This is a genomic window from Flavobacterium aestivum (assembly GCF_026870175.2).
Lineage (GTDB): Bacteria > Bacteroidota > Bacteroidia > Flavobacteriales > Flavobacteriaceae > Flavobacterium > Flavobacterium aestivum.
This window is the reverse complement of record NZ_CP113977.2, coordinates 4,265,664-4,282,110: the sequence shown is the minus strand read 5'-3', so window position 1 is coordinate 4,282,110 and position 16,447 is coordinate 4,265,664. Positions and strand designations below refer to the sequence as shown.

Below are 16,447 nucleotides of genomic sequence, written 5' to 3'. Positions count from 1 at the left end.
AAAAGAACATTTTTTTTACCATCGCAACGCAACCTTTTTATTAGAAAGTAATCTTAACTATATAATCTAATAAAATATAATATGAAGAATTTAATTTTGATGTTGTTTACTACCTTAAGTCTTTATTCATGTACTGATCCATCAGATAATAATAATACGATTGATTGTGGCAAAGTCACTAATGTTATGTATGAGAGTTTTAGTTATTGTGGTGTTTTGAAAGAGAACCCAAAACAACCTTCTTTTATAATTGTAAATTCTAATGAAGATATCCAGAAACTGTTTACAACGTGTCAAACTACAGATGTGGCACTGCCTGATTTTAGTCAGAAAAGAGTATTAGGTCTTTTGGCAGGACAAAAACCAACAGGTGGGTATACTATAAAAATTCAATCGGTGGTTGAAGACAATTGTCAAATTGTGGTAGAATATTTTGAACAAGAACCCAAAAAGGATGATTTTGTAACTACAGTTTTAACTTATCCTGCAGATTATGTAGTACTTCCAAAATCAAATAAACCTATTTTCTTTAAGAAAGTTAATCCAATTAATGATTATGTAGTTGTTGGAACTTATTTTGGTGAATGTTCAGGTGCTGATTGCCAGCAATTTTTTAGAATAGAAAACGAGAAAGTACTTCGTTATCTAAGAGTGAATTATGATTCTTATGATTTTAATCAATATGGTTATAAAGCATTAGGTTTTAAAGATGATTTTGCAGCTTTTCTTTTGAAAATTCCAACTGAGATTAAAGATCTAAAAGGTCAGACAAAAACATTTGGTTCACCTGATTCTCACGATCAAGGAGGTGTTTATTTTGAATGGAGTCAAGGAGGTGTTGTGACCAAAGTATATTTAGATGTAGATAATTCGGCAGATCAAACCCAAAATATTATTCTTTTTAAGAAAGTAATTCAAGATAAAATTTTAGAATTAAAAACCAAAGTATAGAATGTTGTAAATTAATAAGTTTTTTATTATCTTGATTTTGAAACGATTAGAAAGAATGAGACGTCGACTCTTGTAAAAATTAAATACGCAGCATATGAAAAATTTAATTTTAGTGTTTCTTGTGTTTTTTACATTTTGTTCATGCGCTTCTGATGAGGTAGGTTTTGAGCAAATTTCCAAAAAAGAAGTAATGGAAAGTTGGGCATGGAAAATTTTTATTTTTACAGATGTAGGAGAAAAAATGCCAGTTGGAAATGTCAAAGATAATTTTGATAATACTATAAAAGATAAGTCTATTTTTGTAAAAGATGTTTGGCAGAATTATAAAAATGACAATTTCTTTTTGAATCATCAAGATGTTGCATCCAGTGATGCAATAATGAATTATCAGTTTTACAGGAATTAAAACAAAAAAATAACGAAGTCAAAACCTAGTTTCTTGAAAGAAAATATAGAACCATATATTAAAAAATGTGTCGAAAACGACCGGGAAGCACAACTGAAAGTATATCAGTTGTTTTCTCCCGTTTTATATGGGTTATGTCTTAAATACATGAGAAATGAGGACGATGCCAAAGATGTTTTTCAGGAGGCTTTTGTAATTGCTTTTCAAAAAATAGGGCAATATAAATTTGAAGGAAGTTTTGAAGGTTGGATCAAGCGTATTTTTATTAATAAGTTACTGGAAACATTAAAGAAAAAGAAAAAAGATGTGCTGTTTTTGGATGTTTTTGATGCCGAAATAGTAGAGGAAGAGGAATTAGAATTGGCTCCAGTTGAACATGAAAAATTATTAGAATACATTCAAGAATTACCAGATCAATACCGAATGGTTTTTAATTTGTTTATTTTCGAAAAAATGAAACATAAAGAGATAGCAAAATTGCTCCAAATTACAGAAGGCACATCGAAATCTAATTTGAATAGAGCCAAGAGCATTCTAAAAAAAAGAATTTTGGCTGTATTAAATTGTAAAATAGCATAAAAGCAAATAACAACAACGCATGAAAAATAAAGAAGCAAAATCTATTTTTTCTTCATTGGAAAACTTCTCCAGTATTCCACCACCCGAGTTATGGGATAAAATTGAAGCACAATTAGACGAACCTAAAAAGAAGAAGCGTGCCATTATTTGGTGGTCTATTGCTGCTAGTTTACTAGTTGGACTTTCTGTTCCAACTATTTTGTATTTTAAATCTAACCAAGTGAATGGTTTTGAAAGAAGCATAGAAAATGATGCCAATAGTGTTGTACTACAAAAGGGATCACACAGGAATAATAATAATAATAATAACAATATCAATGAAAAAAACATTGATAATGAGAACAAGAATGCTAATGAAAAGGGTAGAAACATTAAAGAGAATAATGGGGTTGCAAATACCGATGTAAAAATAAATGATAGAGAGAACAACCTCAATGGTAATGAGAGTTTCAATGATAAAAAGAATAATGCGAGCAACGGTAAATTAAATAAAAATAGTATTCATTTAAACAATAATACGAATCAAGTTGCTGAGGCAAACATTTTGAATACTCCAATTAAAGCGAAAGAGCAGAACTTGAAATTGCAGAAAAATAATAAGAGGAATGCAATAGTTGTAGCTGAATCCAAAGTAAATACAGCAGTAGCGGATCAAAATTTACCGCTTACTGTTTCTACATCAAAATTGGTAAATGCAAAAGATGTTCAAACCAATAATTCAAATGCAAATAATAAAGTAGCTGTAAGTAACGAAAATGATGCATTTTCAGGAGCGAATATCAATAAAGTAGTTACAACAAAAGTAACTCCTAAATCGGTTCAAGCGAATAATATAAACGCAAATAGTAAATCAGTTGTAAGTAGCGAAAAGAATATTATTTCGGAATCGAATGTCGATAAAGTAGTTTCAACAAAAGTAATTCCCAAATCAGCTCAGGTTAATAATTTAAATGCCAATGATAAATCAGTTGTGGGTACCGAAAAGAATATTATTTCGGAATCGAATAACAATAAAGGAATTGCAGTAAATACAAGTTCGAAAGATTCTCTGGATAAAATCAAAAAAGAGGTTGCTCAGCTTGAGAATGCTTTAGCTCAATTGGATAAAGATAAAACTACGAAGAAAAAAGATCCTGAAAGTATTGATAAATGGTCGCTTCAGGTTTTTGCAGGAGTTATGAGTTCTCAAAATTATAATAATGCAAAATCATTAGGAAACACTATAGCATCAAAACAGTCTAATGGCTATGGCGTGAAGACCAATTATAAACTGAACAAAAAATGGGGTGTAAGCTCGGGTTTTAAAATTAATGAATTGGGACAAAAAATAGCAGGAGTTTCATATTATAATAAGCAAAGTTTGTCTAGTGCAGTTTCGGTACCTATAGCTAATGATAATTATGTACCTAATCCATCAACCAATTATCAATTTGTGTCTATTACGATTGATGATGAATATCTATTCGCATCCAGTTCTAAAAAAGAAAATGGTTTAGAAAAGGGCGATGTAACACAAAATTTGAAGTATTTCGAAATGCCTTTGGAGGTTTCGTACGCTCTTTTGAGCAAAAAGAAAACCAATATAATAATGAATACCGGAGGTTTTGTTGGGAAGTTAATTTCTAACGACATTGCTTTGGATGGGAATTCAATAGGAGAGAATAAAAACGTAAATCAATATGTTTATGGAACTTTATTGAGTAGTACTTTACAATATGAATTTTATAAAAAAACTAAAGTATTTGTAGAGCCTGGAATGAATTATTATATCAATCCATTAGAGAATCAATCGTTTAATCAATTTCAATGGATGTTTAATGTAGGTTTGAATGTTTCTTTCTAAAATTTATTAAAAGAAACATTAATCATAAAAAAATGCTAGATTCTTGTGAAAGAACCTAGCATTTTGTATTTAAAAAAGATTGGTTTATTGTATGATTATTTTGTCTTTGAGAACCACTTTATTATCAATACTTAATGTGTAAAAATAAAAACCAGACTGTAAATGACCCACAGGTATTTTAGTGGTGTTTCCATCTGAAGCTCCTTTGATTTCAATAGGATAACCAATTAATCTGCCATTTAGGTCAAAAAGTTTCAATAGAATGTTCTTTTCATCGTTTGATTGTACAGCTATAGTAACAACATCATTGGCTGGATTTGGATATGCCTTAGCGGATATTTTTTTCGATAAATCAAAATCTATATTCGACAAACTAGAGCTAATAGTTGCCACAAATGAAGTGCTTACGGTTCCTCCCAAACCATCGTTGGCAGTAATAGTTATTGTTGTTGCCCCCACTTTTTTAGATAAGATAGTAAGGGTTGAACCCGAAATGCTAAGATCAGCAATTGTAGCATCTGTTGTACTTACTGAATAAGTTAATACGTCAAGATCATCATCTGAAAATGCATCTTGAAGATTGATTTTTATCTGGTTAGGAATGGTTGTCGACTGTGATGAAACTACCTGTTTGACTATTGGAGTGGTGTTTGATTTTTTAAGCTCGAAACGAGCAATAACGGGACCATGATCCGAAGTGGTATTCACATAATTAGGGATGTCAGTTCGAGGATCGTAAACGGCAATAGAATTGGGTACATATTCATCTGTTAGTTCATTCGAAGTGATAATATGATCTAGAAAACCTCCTGAACTCAAGAAACTATAAGCTCCCGCTTTGCTGATATCTAATGTTAATGTATTATAGCGAGTCGTATCTTCGACTAATTTTTGGTACGATGAAGGATTCCCTGCAATAACAGAGGCTTTTACGTCGTCGTTAAAATCTCCCAAAATTATAAAATCGGTATCTGGATAATGAGCATCTAAGCTATCTTTTAAGAACTCTGCATCATATTTTCTCATATCGTATTTAGAGATGTCGGTTCCGCTGTTTGCACGAGCATGAAGATCTATGATGTTAATGTTTTTTTTAACTCCAGCAATATTAGTTTCTATTTCAACCATATAGGGTAAACGACCAGATGCGAAAAAACTAGTACTATTACCGCCTGGATAATTAGCTAAAGTAGTTTTTCCAGAACGGATATTGTCGTATAATTCACTGAACATCGCTCTGGTTTTTTTGACTTTTATAGTTTGTGTGTTGTAAAGTACCACTAGTTTTTGTGGAGGGAAATTAGGATCTGTAGGATTAAAAGAATACGACCAAACTGGTGAAATGGTTTTGTCAAAAGTCTTACCATTGATGTTTAATTTTTGGATTAACTGATCAAGAGAAGGCTCATCTGATACTTCTTGCACAACATAAACATCGGCATTCAATTTGTTCATTACTTTGGCAACATTGTCAACTTGTAGAGCATCGTCAGTTGGTCCAAATTCTACATTACTTGTGCTTTTTACATCACTACCAAAAAATTCTAAATTGTAACTAACGATATCAAAAGTTTCTGTTTTTGGCCATGATGAACCTGTAAAAGAACCTATTTGTTGATTTAAACCAGTAGCCGTTACTGTAAGGTTACCCGAAATAGTTAAGGCTTTAGTTGTAGGAGTAAATCGGGCATAAACTGTTTTACCAATTAATGCATCCACATCAGAAACGTTTATACTGGATTGAAAACTAAGATTATCTGTGGATAATTGATAATCTGTAGGAGCAGTTATCGTAAAGTCTCCATAGCCACCTGCTTTAAAAATAAAAGGCTGACTGTCGGAGGTTGAATTTGGAGAAACTTCACCAAAGTTTAAATTTGGATTGGAAGCTAAAAAAGTAGTTTCATTGGTAATACTTACATCATCAATTGTCCACTCGGCTGCATTATCTGCGTTATTTGTAATAGTTTCATAAACCCAAGCTAAATAAGTATGGTTTGTTTTATAAGCTTCCAGATTGATGTAATTGGATTTTTTGAAAACTCCAGTTGTAGTTGGAAAATCTCCTTCGAGCGCTGTCCAAGTAGCGGTTTCAGGGCTGCTTACACCATCATAATCAACAGAAACCATTAATTTTAAAGCAGAACCTGCATAAAATTTACGAGAGTAGAATGATAGTATTGGGAATTTATTAAAGGTGTCTAAACGTAATTTAGGAGAGATTAACCAATCTTTACTAGCTCCAATTTCTGTATAGCCATTTATTTGAATGGCAGCTGGTGAGCTGTTAAAACGGCTACTGGTACTTGCCCATTTTATTTTATTTCCCGTCACACTATAGGCAGTCCATCCACTATTGGATAGGACATTTACATCATTAAAATTTTCAAAATATGGATTTATTCCAATGCCAGATAAAGTTATGATTTTATCTGTGGCTCCTGTGGATTGATGGGTTATTTGCCCTAAAAAATCACCAGTATTATTTGGTGTGAAACGTACATAAACAGTTGGTGTATTATTGGCATCAAAATCTGTTTTATCAAAGGTTAAGGAAGCTTGAAAATTAGCATTTGATTCTTTTGAAATACTAAAATTTCCTGTTGAAGTAAGAGTGACGGCGCTATTTAAGTTATTAGCTTGTACTTGATATTTAAATGTATTGGAGTCAAAGTTTTGTTCCGAAAACCCTAGATTGAGTGAGTTGATTGTTGTTGTAATTGCTGGAACCAGAACGTTGGCAGTTGTAATGTTAAGTTGGTTACTGTCGGTTTGGATGTTACCATAGTTGTCCTCAGCTATGGAGAAAATAACATAGCTTGTATTTAATGTAAGACCAGTAATGGTTTTTGTTGAAATTAAAGAGGCGTCAGTAGTATTTATGACATCAGCTTGTAAAGCAGAATTTCCGTTGGCATCTAGTCCTGCCTTTATTTGAGTTGCATTTGGTTTGGTACTTCCTGCGGGCAATAGAACAAAATAGGTTTTACCAATTTCGTTTATTTGTGTAGAAAAATCAAAACCATTAGATAGTATATTGTCTATTTTTGGAAAACCACTTATATTCACAGGAGCTGTTACATCATTTTGAATGCTTATATTGTCAATGGCAAAAGACGGTCGGGAACCTGTTCCTGAATTTTGTTTGGAAATCCACCTGATTTGAACAATACTTTGATTTTCGCATTCAGCAGGTAAAATGACTTTTATAGGTTGTGAGTTTACTTCGGCAGTTGTAGTAGAAATTTGTTTGAAGGTATTGCTTACATAAACGGTAGATGTGAGTGTTGTAAAAGGAGCAGTAGTGCCTACTCGATATTGCAAAGCCATTTCGGATATTCGGGTGTTACTAGTACCGTCATAAGGATTACGTATTACCATAGCATCATATTGTACTACGATTCCAGTTTTTCCAGTTGTTGTAAAAGCAAATCCTAGAGTTAAGTCTAATGAACTTGTAGTCAGAAAACCAATTTTTCCATTGTAGTTATGGATGTTGCCACTTGTAGTAGCTGCAGTACTACTTGGTGTTAAAGCTTTGTCCGCAATGAGGGTAGCGCTAGTATTGTAATTACTTGGAGTAGGGATAGGTGTTGTACCTACTGTCCATCCTTGAAAACCGGCAGGATAGATATTGCTAGTTGCTGTCAGTGCATCAAAATTTTCTGAAAAAGGTAAATTTTGTATTGCTGGATGTGTTTGTCCCGAAAGAGAAAAAGAAAAGCAAAAAAATAGAGTTAAAAAAGATACTAAATGACATGTTGGGTAGATGTTTTTCATTTGTTAAAAAAAGTTGAGTTTTTAGAAATCAAATCTACAGGCTTTTAAGTTAAGTAAGTATTATGAAATCAAAAAGTTATTGTATTGTGTTTTTAAGGATATAGCAATATATCACTTGTAAAATGTGCTTTTTTTATGGGATTCGTGATTTATATGCTGATTTTGGTATGTATGTGTATTGATTTTTGATTTTGAAAAAATAAAATAGTTAGGTTAAAAAGGAATGTTTTCTACTGTTTTAAGTATTGAAAAAAAGAGATATTTAGACAGGAATCATTTGTTCTAAAATTATTTTATCTCACTTTCTTTATATTTTTTTATTGTAGTTCTATAATTCAGAATTCAAAATTGTAGTTTAGCCCCATAATTGATTTTTCATATTTATGCACCATCATTTCATCATCCATAAACCCTACGGTTATTTAAGTCAGTTTATTTACGAATTGAAGCGCAAGAAAAAACTTTTGGGGGAATTATATGATTTTCCTGTAGGGACAATGGCTATCGGTAGGCTTGATGAAGACTCCGAAGGATTACTGTTATTGACCACTGATGGAAAAATGAGTGAAATCATTAGGAGCAAAAAAGTCGATAAAGAATACTATGTACAAGTCGATGGTATTATTACTCCAGAAGCCATAGAACAATTGAAAAGAGGTGTCGAAATTGGTTTTAATGGTACAAAGTATATCACCAAACCCTGCGAAGCTTTTATTGTAAACGAGATTCCAAATTTTGGAGCAAGAGGAAAAAAGATTCGAGATGAACGTCACGGTCCTACTTCTTGGGCTTCTATTACGGTCAATGAAGGAAAGTTTAGACAAGTGCGTAAAATGACAGCGGCTGTTGGTTTTCCTACATTAAGATTGGTAAGAGTCCGAATAGGAAATGTATATTTGAATGAATTACAAGCTGGGGAAGTTCTAGAAGTAAAAAGTTTTTTATAATTGAAATATTTAAAAATGAAATCGAAAATCTTAGTTTTTGCACTGTTGTTATTATCAAGTTACGGATATTCCCAAAAAGTAATTTCTCAAGAATTATATGAAGGGAAAATAGACGGAAAAATAGAAATCTCCCTGTACCTAAAAGTTGCTGAAAATGGTTGTCCAACGATATATTCTGATGGAATATACAAGTATAAATCCAATAAGAATAAAGAATGGATTTTGTTTGATATAACGTTCTCAGAATCTCAGAATCAATTTACGATGGTAGAACATTTTAATACCGGAGTTTTTCTTTTGAAAAGAGAAAACAATCAATTGAAAGGTTTGTGGATTTCACCAGATGGGAAAAAACAGCTAAAAGTAGATTTAAAGAAAATAAAAGTAAGTGCTAAACAAATTGAGAGTTTAGAAAATGCACTTGAGAATGAAAACTATCAGGCTAATGATTGTTAGACCTTGATAAAAAACAACAAAAATAGTTATGTTAAATATTGTTCTCGTAGAACCCGAAATACCAAATAATACCGGAAATATTGGCCGTTTGTGTGTAGGCACCGAAAGCCGTTTGCATTTAATACATCCTTTTGGGTTTGTTATCAATGATAAGAATCTGAAGCGCTCCGGACTAGATTATTGGGTACACCTTGATGTTACCGAATATCAAAATGTTGCCGAGTGGATGTCTCAAATCCCAGATCAATCCAGAGTTTTCCTGATGAGTTCCCATGCAAAAAAGTCTTATTTAGAGAATCAATTTCAGGATGGTGATTGGTTAGTTTTTGGCAAGGAAAGTGTAGGTTTAAGTGGCGAAGTTTTGGCATTATTCGAAAATCATCTGACCATTCCTATGTCACCCTTAATTAGAAGTTTTAATATTGCCAATTCGGTTGCTTTTGTTGTAGGCGAAGCGAAGAGACAGATTGGATTAGGTGTTTAATTTGAAGTGGTTGAAATCTATTTGCTGCAAAAAACAATCTATTATTTTAAAGAGAATTTTTATATATTTGAGATAGACATTATATTCCTGTCTTAAATCTCTTTTTATGATAGATAACGTTTCCTTACGGAGTACTATTTTCAAACATCTCGACGGTTTAGTAACATCTCCAGTTGCATATTCCCTTTATAAAAAAGGGGTGTTAGCCCATATTTTAGACAAAAAAGAGGTACGCCTTTCAGAACTGACCTCAATATTCAAATCTAATGAAGGTTATCTCAATGTAGGTCTGCGTGTTTTGGCTTCTCAAGGTTTCGTTGATTATCATATAAATACAAGCACTGACGAGATTATCATTGCTATAAATGAGAAAAGCGAAATTGCTTTTTCTCTTTTTCCGTTATATAAAGATGTGGTGGATTTATTGAAATTTTCGATGGATTTTCATCCCAGATTATTTGAAGAAGCTCCTTTTGAACGTTTGAAATTTATTTTCGAAAAATACAAAGACAATTATGGAATTCTGTTCTCTGAGGATTCTTTGACCAATACTATTCAGCATCAAATCTTAAAACATATCGAGGGTTTTTTGGTTGGTCCAACAATAGTGCGTCTCGGTATGAGTGGCATGTTTCACAAATATTTTATGGAAATCTCTTTCCGTCCGGAAGAGTTTCATAAATCTCCTGAAAATTTCAAAATCATCCTTGATTTTTTGGTTTATTTAGAATGGTTTACCGAGAAAAAAGGCAATTATCAATTTACGGAAAAAGGTTTGTTTTTCGCCAAAAGAGCTTCTGCTTATGGCGTAACAGTTTCGTATTTGCCAACTTTTAGTAAAATAGATGAATTAATTTTTGGGAATCCTTCTGTTTTAAGAATCGTTGGGGATGGTGAAACAGAAATCCATGTAGATCGTGAGATGAATGTGTGGGGAAGTGGTGGAGCGCATGACACTTATTTTAAAGTGGTTGACGAAATTATTATCAAACTCTTTAATTTGCCTATAGAAGAACAACCAAAAGGAATACTTGATATGGGCTGCGGAAACGGTGCTTTCTTAGAGCACATTTTTGATGTAATTGACCGCCAAACTTTAAGAGGAAAAATGCTAAATACTCATCCTTTATTTTTGGTGGGGGTAGATTATAATGAAACAGCTCTTAAAGTGACTCGTGCCAATTTGATTAAAGCAGATATTTGGGCTAAAGTAATTTGGGGAGACATCGGTAGACCCGATTTGCTAGCCGATGATTTGTCTGAAAATTATAATATCGATTTAAAGGATCTGTTGAATGTAAGGACTTTTCTGGATCATAACCGAATTTGGGAAACGCCAAAACAAATCTCCGAAGGAAGAATAAGTAGTTCAACTGGAGCATTTGCACACAGAGGAGTACGTATTAATAATAATTTGGTCGAAGATAATTTATTGGAACATTTTAAGAAATGGTCGCCTTATGTACATAAATTTGGATTACTCATTATTGAATTACACACAATAGCACCACATTTAACAGCCGCAAATTTGGGTAAAACAGCTGCTACGGCCTATGATGCCACACACGGATTTTCGGATCAATATATTGTTGAGATTGATGTCTTACATAAAATTGCTGCTGAGGCGGGATTATTTCTGGATCTTAACTATTTTAAAAAATTTCCAGATTCAGACATTGCTACAGTGAGCATTAATTTATTGAAAGGAATTTAAAAGCCAGTATTTCAGTGTTCAGTTTTTAGTATTCACTCCTGTAACGGATAATGGGGCGGACTGTTGGGCTATGAAATTAATATAAGACTTTACAATTTTATTTGCGGTTTTTTCTAATGAAGGTTTTACGTCTTTATAATCGTCTTTGAGTTTTCCTTCAGGAGTAAAAAAATCAGCTATAGTAGTTTTCAAAGGTACTCTACCGGTATAAATTTCTTTTACAATAAACGTAAGTGTATATTTTTGGTCTTCTCTAAATACAATTTTGAGACTATATTTGATATCAAAATTATATTTTACAGCTATATTCCAATAGGAATAAGCATTTTCATAGACAGCTTCTATTGTTAAGGAATTTTCAGTCACGTCAAAAACATCTGAACCATCTTTATTGTAATAGGGAGCCCATTCTTTAGACTGCTCTAATAGTTTATTAATCGGTCGATTGGGCGTTTCTATTTCAAGAGGAGCAAAACCTTTAGGTGTCATTTCCAACTTTGTTTGTGCCAAACTTATGGTCATTCCAAAAAACAAAATAATTCCAAGTAAGTGTTTCATCTTTAAGATTTTACGACTCTTACAAAGATAAACAACTTATTATAGATTTTTGAAAGTAAATTTTCCTTTTTCTTTGTCGAAAAAAAGATTTTCGTCCTTAAATATATTGTCGAAAATTCCCTTTGATATCAAATTACAAGGCTCATCTTGAACCACAGTTTCGGGAGTCATAATAATCATTTCGTCACACAATTGGATAGCCATATCAATATCATGAGTCGAAAATAAAATACATTTTCCAGTTTCGTGTGATAGTTTTTTTAAGAGTTTCAGTAACGAAACTTTGTGTAATAAATCCAGATGTGTAGTAGGTTCATCGAGAATAATCAAAGGAGTATCTTGAGCCAATGCCCTTGCGATTAAAACTTTTTGTAATTGTCCATCACTTATTTCATAATGTTTTTTTTGGGATAAATGTTCGATCTGGGTTTGCGCTATTGCATCTTGAACAATTTGAATATCAGCATCTGATAAAGTGCCAATCCAATTAGTGTAGGGCTGACGTCCCAAAGCGACTAATTCGAAAACGGTTAAATTACTAGGAGGTAATTTTTCCGTCAAAACCATACTTAAATTTTGGGCTAAAGCCAATGGTTCGTAGCTGGATATTTTTTTATCATTCAGTAAAACAGTTCCGTGCAAAGGTTTTTGGATCCCAGTAATAGTGCGTAATAAAGTTGATTTTCCAATACCATTCGCCCCAATTAAAGCAATCAGTTTTCCTGTTTGAAAATTTAGGTTGAGGTTTTCAGCAATGGTAGTAATTCCTTTTTTGGAAGTGTAACCAATGCTTAAATTTTGAGTGGAGAGGATATTACTCATTTTGAGGGATTCTAAAATTCTTATTTAAAAACTGCATGATAAAAATATTACACCATAGATTTATTGCAATAGGTTGCTTTCTCAAAATCCCTAATGTTAATAGATAAAATGGGAACCTCAGGAAACATCACTTTTAATTGACTAATTATTTTGTGAGAGAGATTACTTTTTTGATCAGTTGTTCGGCCTTCCATTATGTTGGCAAAAATATGAATAAAATCATCTTCAGTATTCCCAATGTTGTAATATTGAAAAGGATTGATACGAACTTTGATATCTCCTTGGTCAAAAAGACCAGTGGATTCAGCAGTGTCATAAACGGCTTGCATAATTTCTTTAGGAGATTTTAGACTCAATATATTTTCAGAACAATCAATTACAAAATGCGGCATATTTTTTCTATTTAAAATTATAAATCTATAAACTACTATTATGGTTAAATGGACTACTTAAAATTCTTCTTTCGAACCAATAACCAAATAACTACGGGTGCTCCCAATATAGACGTGATGGCATTAATAGGCAGCGTAACTTCCATTCCTGGCATTTGGGAAACCACATCGCAAATCAACATAATGGCTGCTCCAAAAAGTAAAGTGCTCCAAAATAATACGCTATGGTTACTGGTTTGGAATACTAATTTGGCAATATGAGGAACCGCCAGTCCAATAAAAGCGATTGGACCTGCATAAGCCGTTATGCCTCCTGCCAAAATACTTGTTGCCAGAATGATAATAAGACGGGCTTTATTAAAATTTAACCCCATACTTTTGGCATAATTTTCACCCAGTAATAATGCATTCAAGGGTTTGATGCTTAGTAGACTGAGAAATAAACCCAATAACACACAAATCGATAAAATTAGAATGGATGGCCAAGATAAGTTGCCCAAATTTCCCATAGACCAAAAAGTAAATTTCTGTAATTGTTCAGCCGAACTGAAATAGGTAAGAACCCCAACAACGGCGCTGGTAAAACTACCAAACATAAGTCCAACTATCAAAATAGCCATAGTGTCCCGTAAGCGTTGCGAAACCAATAAGACCAATAATAATACGGAGGTACTGCCTAGAGTAGATGCTAAAACGATTCCGTAGGGAGATAATAAAATTCCACTCAAAAAAGAGGGCAATATACTTGCTCCCAATATTACAAAGGCAACGCCCAAACTTGCACCCGAGCTAAGGCCCAAAACATAAGGACCAGCAAGCGGATTCCGAAATAAAGTTTGCATTAATAATCCGCTTATAGACAATCCCATTCCAACTAAAACAGCGGTAATAGCTTTAGGCAAACGATAATTAATTATAATGTATTCCCAAGTAGATTTACTGGATTGACCACCGGTCAAACTAGTGTAGACTTCTTTGAAAGGGATAGTAATCGATCCCAAACTAATGTTTACAAAAAATAAGATGATGAGCCCCAAAAAGAGCAATGAGAATAAGATTGTATTTCGTTTTTGATTGTTCAAACCCCTTTTTTTAGAAAAAGACCTAACTCGTTTCAATAACGAATTAGGTCAGTCAATTTGTATTTAATTCAATTTTTTAGCAAAAGTAAAAGTATAGTCAGGAAGCAATTCAGGATGAAAAATTTTGATGTAATCTTTCAACACTAAATCAGGTCGGGCAGGAGAAAGTTCATAAAAAACAGTACCACCGGTAGCTCCTAATTTTCCTTCAAAAGTATAAATGTTTTTATTGGTAAAAGCATCAAACTGGCTATAATGTGGGTTGGCATTTTCTAATTCAGATAAAGATTTGAAGGAACCAGTTGCAATCCAAAAATTAGCTGTTTTTGCTTTGTCTAATATGTTTTCAAAAGATAATCCAAGGCTTCCCGTACCTTCAAGTGTTGCCCAAAGATAATTTGCTTTGGCATCTTTCATGAATTGGGCAACCCAGCTGCTACCTCTGGCTACAAACCATTGATCTTGGTACATTGAGCCATACAATACGGTAGAAGTTGGTTTTTTGGCAGCAACCAATGCTATAGCATTATTGTATTCTTTTACAATATCTTCAAATAAAATATCAGCCTCTTTTTCTTTACCAAACAAAGCACCATAGAGTTTTAACCACTCCGCTTTTCCAAGAGGGGATTGTTCCATCCAATCAGCTTGGATTAATACATTTAAGCCGCTTTTCTGTAAATTTTCAAGAGTAGGATTGTTGTTGTCAATTCCAAAAGTCACAATGAGTTCCGGAGCTAATTCGATAAGCTGTTCGATGTTGAGTTTTTCGTTTTGTCCAACATTTTTAACATGACCAGCATCAATTAATGCTCTGGTTTTTTCGGATGAAATATAATCTGTATGTGGGAATCCAACAAGTGATTTTTCTACACCCAGCATTTCCAGAAAAGGTACATTTGTGGTCGAAGTCACAACAATAGATTGTAGTGGAACGGGAATTTGATTGTATTTTTTTAAGCTATCAGGAACAATTCCGTTTTTCTCCTTTAGAATATAAGTAAAATTTTTAACAGCATCTGGCCAAGGATTTGACACAGTTACTACAGTATAACCTTTGTGTTTATAAATGGCTAAACTTTTGGCATATCGAATGCTATTTGCAGTGCTAGCGTCATTTGTTATGTCTTTTGTTTCATTTTTTTTGCATCCAATAAATGAAAATAGAACGATGAATAAGAGAACTTTGTAGAACGAAAATTTCATATTATAATTTTTTCAATAACGACAAAGGTATATTAAATTATAAATTTCTTGTTTAATTTTTGCAGTAAAAAATGAGACAAATACTATCTTTACAAAATGAATGCTATAAAAGTAAAACATTGTTCTAGTTGTAAAACACCTTTTAATTGTGGAGATACATTAGATGGTGAAAAATGCTGGTGCAATGATTTTCCTCCCATTTTCAATCCTTATGATATAGCTGATTGTCTTTGTCCTACTTGTTTTGCAACAGCTTGTTCAACAAAAATTGATGAATTTGTAGCTACTGTAACTCCCGAAACTGCAAAAGGAAATAAAGCTTCATTATTGCCTGAAGCCACCAATATAATAGAAGGAATAGATTATTATTTAGAGGATGGTAACTATGTTTTTAAAGCTTGGTTTCATCTCAAACGAGGGCATTGTTGCAAAAACGATTGTCGTCATTGTCCATATTGATAAAAAGAAGAGCATAATTTAGTAACAACATAATTTGCAGACTATGATAGAAAATTTGCCTCCCTTCGTTTCGATAATTTTCTTGATAACCACATTGGTTACTTTAGCACTTTTTTATTGGGTTATCAATAGTTCAAGTACAGAAACTATAAGAAAAAAAGCGAGTATTATTTTATTTGGTTCGATAATTTGGTTGTTTATTCAAGCCGTTTTGACCTTTAATAATTTTTACAATTCTAATGTAAATTTATTTCCGCCTAAAATTGCATTATTTGGAGTTTTACCTCTCATTATTACTATTGTGCTATTGTTTGCCAAAGCAAGAGGAAGGAAATTTATAGATAGTTTACCTTTGGCAAAAATTACTTATTTGCACATGCTAAGGATTCCGGTTGAGATAGTTTTGTTTTGTTTATTTCTTAACAAAGCGGTTCCGGAAGTAATGACTTTTGCTGGGAGAAATTTTGATATAATAGCGGGATTAACCGCACCTCTTATTGCCTATTACGGATTTAAGAAAAGAGCCTTGAATAGAAAAATTATTTTATTCTGGAATTTCATTTGTCTAGGCCTTTTAGTGAATATTGTAGTAATTGCAATATTGTCAATACCTTCGCCAATGCAAAAGTTTGGATTTGACCAACCCAATATAGCAGTCTTGAATTTCCCGTTCAGTTGGTTGCCTACTTTTATAGTTCCAATTGTTTTCTTTGGACATTTAGTGTCCATCAGACAATTGTTAAAAAAATAATTTATTACCTAATTAGA

Annotated in this window: 16 protein-coding genes; 10 read left to right on the top strand and 6 right to left on the bottom strand. The window is 32.8% G+C overall.

Features of this window, described 5'->3' with window-relative positions:
* Positions 1-81 precede the first annotated feature (81 nt).
* The 4 genes from OZP08_RS18240 to OZP08_RS18225 all read left to right on the top strand — a co-directional run bounded on the left by OZP08_RS18240 (position 82) and on the right by OZP08_RS18225 (position 3,779).
* A complete protein-coding gene (locus OZP08_RS18240) occupies positions 82-951 on the top strand; it encodes a protease complex subunit PrcB family protein (RefSeq protein WP_268847496.1) in 870 nt (289 codons plus the stop codon).
* Between the two features lie 94 nt (positions 952-1,045).
* Positions 1,046-1,357: a hypothetical protein gene (locus OZP08_RS18235; protein WP_268847495.1), complete on the top strand. Its 312-nt coding sequence runs from the start codon at positions 1,046-1,048 to the stop codon at positions 1,355-1,357.
* A gap of 33 nt (positions 1,358-1,390) precedes the next feature.
* Positions 1,391-1,936: an RNA polymerase sigma factor gene (locus OZP08_RS18230; protein ID WP_281322527.1), complete on the top strand. Its 546-nt coding sequence runs from the start codon at positions 1,391-1,393 to the stop codon at positions 1,934-1,936.
* Between the two features lie 19 nt (positions 1,937-1,955).
* The gene (locus OZP08_RS18225) at positions 1,956-3,779 is read left to right on the top strand and encodes a hypothetical protein (RefSeq protein ID WP_281322526.1); all 1,824 of its coding nucleotides are present in this window, start codon (positions 1,956-1,958) and stop codon (positions 3,777-3,779) included.
* 84 nt (positions 3,780-3,863) lie between these two features.
* Here the strand turns inward: OZP08_RS18225 and OZP08_RS18220 are convergent, their stop codons facing one another.
* A complete protein-coding gene (locus tag OZP08_RS18220) occupies positions 3,864-7,559 on the bottom strand; it encodes a T9SS type A sorting domain-containing protein (RefSeq protein WP_281322525.1) in 3,696 nt (1,231 codons plus the stop codon).
* A gap of 383 nt (positions 7,560-7,942) precedes the next feature.
* Between OZP08_RS18220 and OZP08_RS18215 the strand changes: the two genes are divergently transcribed.
* From OZP08_RS18215 to OZP08_RS18200, 4 genes are all read left to right on the top strand, one after another.
* Positions 7,943-8,506, top strand: a complete 564-nt coding sequence (locus tag OZP08_RS18215) for a pseudouridine synthase (RefSeq protein ID WP_268847489.1) — start codon at positions 7,943-7,945, stop codon at positions 8,504-8,506.
* A gap of 15 nt (positions 8,507-8,521) precedes the next feature.
* The gene (locus OZP08_RS18210) at positions 8,522-8,962 is read left to right on the top strand and encodes a hypothetical protein (protein WP_268847488.1); all 441 of its coding nucleotides are present in this window, start codon (positions 8,522-8,524) and stop codon (positions 8,960-8,962) included.
* Positions 8,963-8,990: 28 nt separating this feature from the next.
* Complete coding sequence (locus OZP08_RS18205) at positions 8,991-9,446, top strand: tRNA (cytidine(34)-2'-O)-methyltransferase (RefSeq protein WP_268847487.1); 456 nt, start codon at positions 8,991-8,993, stop codon at positions 9,444-9,446.
* Between the two features lie 106 nt (positions 9,447-9,552).
* The gene (locus OZP08_RS18200; RefSeq protein ID WP_281322524.1) at positions 9,553-11,160 is read left to right on the top strand and encodes a class I SAM-dependent methyltransferase; all 1,608 of its coding nucleotides are present in this window, start codon (positions 9,553-9,555) and stop codon (positions 11,158-11,160) included.
* Between the two features lie 18 nt (positions 11,161-11,178).
* Here the strand turns inward: OZP08_RS18200 and OZP08_RS18195 are convergent, their stop codons facing one another.
* From OZP08_RS18195 to OZP08_RS18175, 5 genes are all read right to left on the bottom strand, one after another.
* Positions 11,179-11,718: a hypothetical protein gene (locus tag OZP08_RS18195; RefSeq protein WP_268847486.1), complete on the bottom strand. Its 540-nt coding sequence runs from the start codon at positions 11,716-11,718 to the stop codon at positions 11,179-11,181.
* A 39-nt stretch (positions 11,719-11,757) separates the two neighbouring features.
* On the bottom strand, positions 11,758-12,540 hold the full coding sequence (locus tag OZP08_RS18190) for an ABC transporter ATP-binding protein (RefSeq protein WP_281322523.1): 783 nt from the start codon (positions 12,538-12,540) through the stop codon (positions 11,758-11,760).
* A gap of 47 nt (positions 12,541-12,587) precedes the next feature.
* Entirely contained in the window at positions 12,588-12,932 is a 345-nt protein-coding gene (locus tag OZP08_RS18185) for a 5-carboxymethyl-2-hydroxymuconate Delta-isomerase (RefSeq protein ID WP_268847485.1), read from the bottom strand.
* 53 nt (positions 12,933-12,985) lie between these two features.
* The gene (locus OZP08_RS18180) at positions 12,986-14,014 is read right to left on the bottom strand and encodes an iron ABC transporter permease (RefSeq protein ID WP_281322522.1); all 1,029 of its coding nucleotides are present in this window, start codon (positions 14,012-14,014) and stop codon (positions 12,986-12,988) included.
* A 63-nt stretch (positions 14,015-14,077) separates the two neighbouring features.
* Positions 14,078-15,220, bottom strand: a complete 1,143-nt coding sequence (locus OZP08_RS18175) for an ABC transporter substrate-binding protein (protein ID WP_281322521.1) — start codon at positions 15,218-15,220, stop codon at positions 14,078-14,080.
* 96 nt (positions 15,221-15,316) lie between these two features.
* Here OZP08_RS18175 and OZP08_RS18170 point away from each other — a divergent pair, with 96 nt between their 5' ends.
* Both OZP08_RS18170 and OZP08_RS18165 read left to right on the top strand, forming a co-directional pair.
* A complete protein-coding gene (locus tag OZP08_RS18170; RefSeq protein WP_281322520.1) occupies positions 15,317-15,679 on the top strand; it encodes a C1orf53 family protein in 363 nt (120 codons plus the stop codon).
* A gap of 43 nt (positions 15,680-15,722) precedes the next feature.
* Entirely contained in the window at positions 15,723-16,430 is a 708-nt protein-coding gene (locus tag OZP08_RS18165) for a DUF8737 domain-containing protein (RefSeq protein WP_281322519.1), read from the top strand.
* The last annotated feature ends 17 nt before the right edge of the window (positions 16,431-16,447 follow it).

Excerpts from the sequence above, each read along its gene's own strand:
- OZP08_RS18240 (WP_268847496.1), top strand. The coding sequence starts at position 82 with ATGAAGAATTTAATTTTGATGTTGTTTACTACCTTAAGTCTTTATTCA.
- OZP08_RS18235 (WP_268847495.1), top strand. The coding sequence starts at position 1,046 with ATGAAAAATTTAATTTTAGTGTTTCTTGTGTTTTTTACATTTTGTTCA.
- OZP08_RS18225 (WP_281322526.1), top strand. The coding sequence starts at position 1,956 with ATGAAAAATAAAGAAGCAAAATCTATTTTTTCTTCATTGGAAAACTTC.
- OZP08_RS18220 (WP_281322525.1), bottom strand. The coding sequence starts at position 7,559 with ATGAAAAACATCTACCCAACATGTCATTTAGTATCTTTTTTAACTCTA.
- OZP08_RS18215 (WP_268847489.1), top strand. The coding sequence starts at position 7,943 with ATGCACCATCATTTCATCATCCATAAACCCTACGGTTATTTAAGTCAG.
- OZP08_RS18210 (WP_268847488.1), top strand. The coding sequence starts at position 8,522 with ATGAAATCGAAAATCTTAGTTTTTGCACTGTTGTTATTATCAAGTTAC.
- OZP08_RS18205 (WP_268847487.1), top strand. The coding sequence starts at position 8,991 with ATGTTAAATATTGTTCTCGTAGAACCCGAAATACCAAATAATACCGGA.
- OZP08_RS18200 (WP_281322524.1), top strand. The coding sequence starts at position 9,553 with ATGATAGATAACGTTTCCTTACGGAGTACTATTTTCAAACATCTCGAC.
- OZP08_RS18195 (WP_268847486.1), bottom strand. The coding sequence starts at position 11,718 with ATGAAACACTTACTTGGAATTATTTTGTTTTTTGGAATGACCATAAGT.
- OZP08_RS18190 (WP_281322523.1), bottom strand. The coding sequence starts at position 12,540 with ATGAGTAATATCCTCTCCACTCAAAATTTAAGCATTGGTTACACTTCC.
- OZP08_RS18185 (WP_268847485.1), bottom strand. The coding sequence starts at position 12,932 with ATGCCGCATTTTGTAATTGATTGTTCTGAAAATATATTGAGTCTAAAA.
- OZP08_RS18175 (WP_281322521.1), bottom strand. The coding sequence starts at position 15,220 with ATGAAATTTTCGTTCTACAAAGTTCTCTTATTCATCGTTCTATTTTCA.
- OZP08_RS18170 (WP_281322520.1), top strand. The coding sequence starts at position 15,317 with ATGAATGCTATAAAAGTAAAACATTGTTCTAGTTGTAAAACACCTTTT.
- OZP08_RS18165 (WP_281322519.1), top strand. The coding sequence starts at position 15,723 with ATGATAGAAAATTTGCCTCCCTTCGTTTCGATAATTTTCTTGATAACC.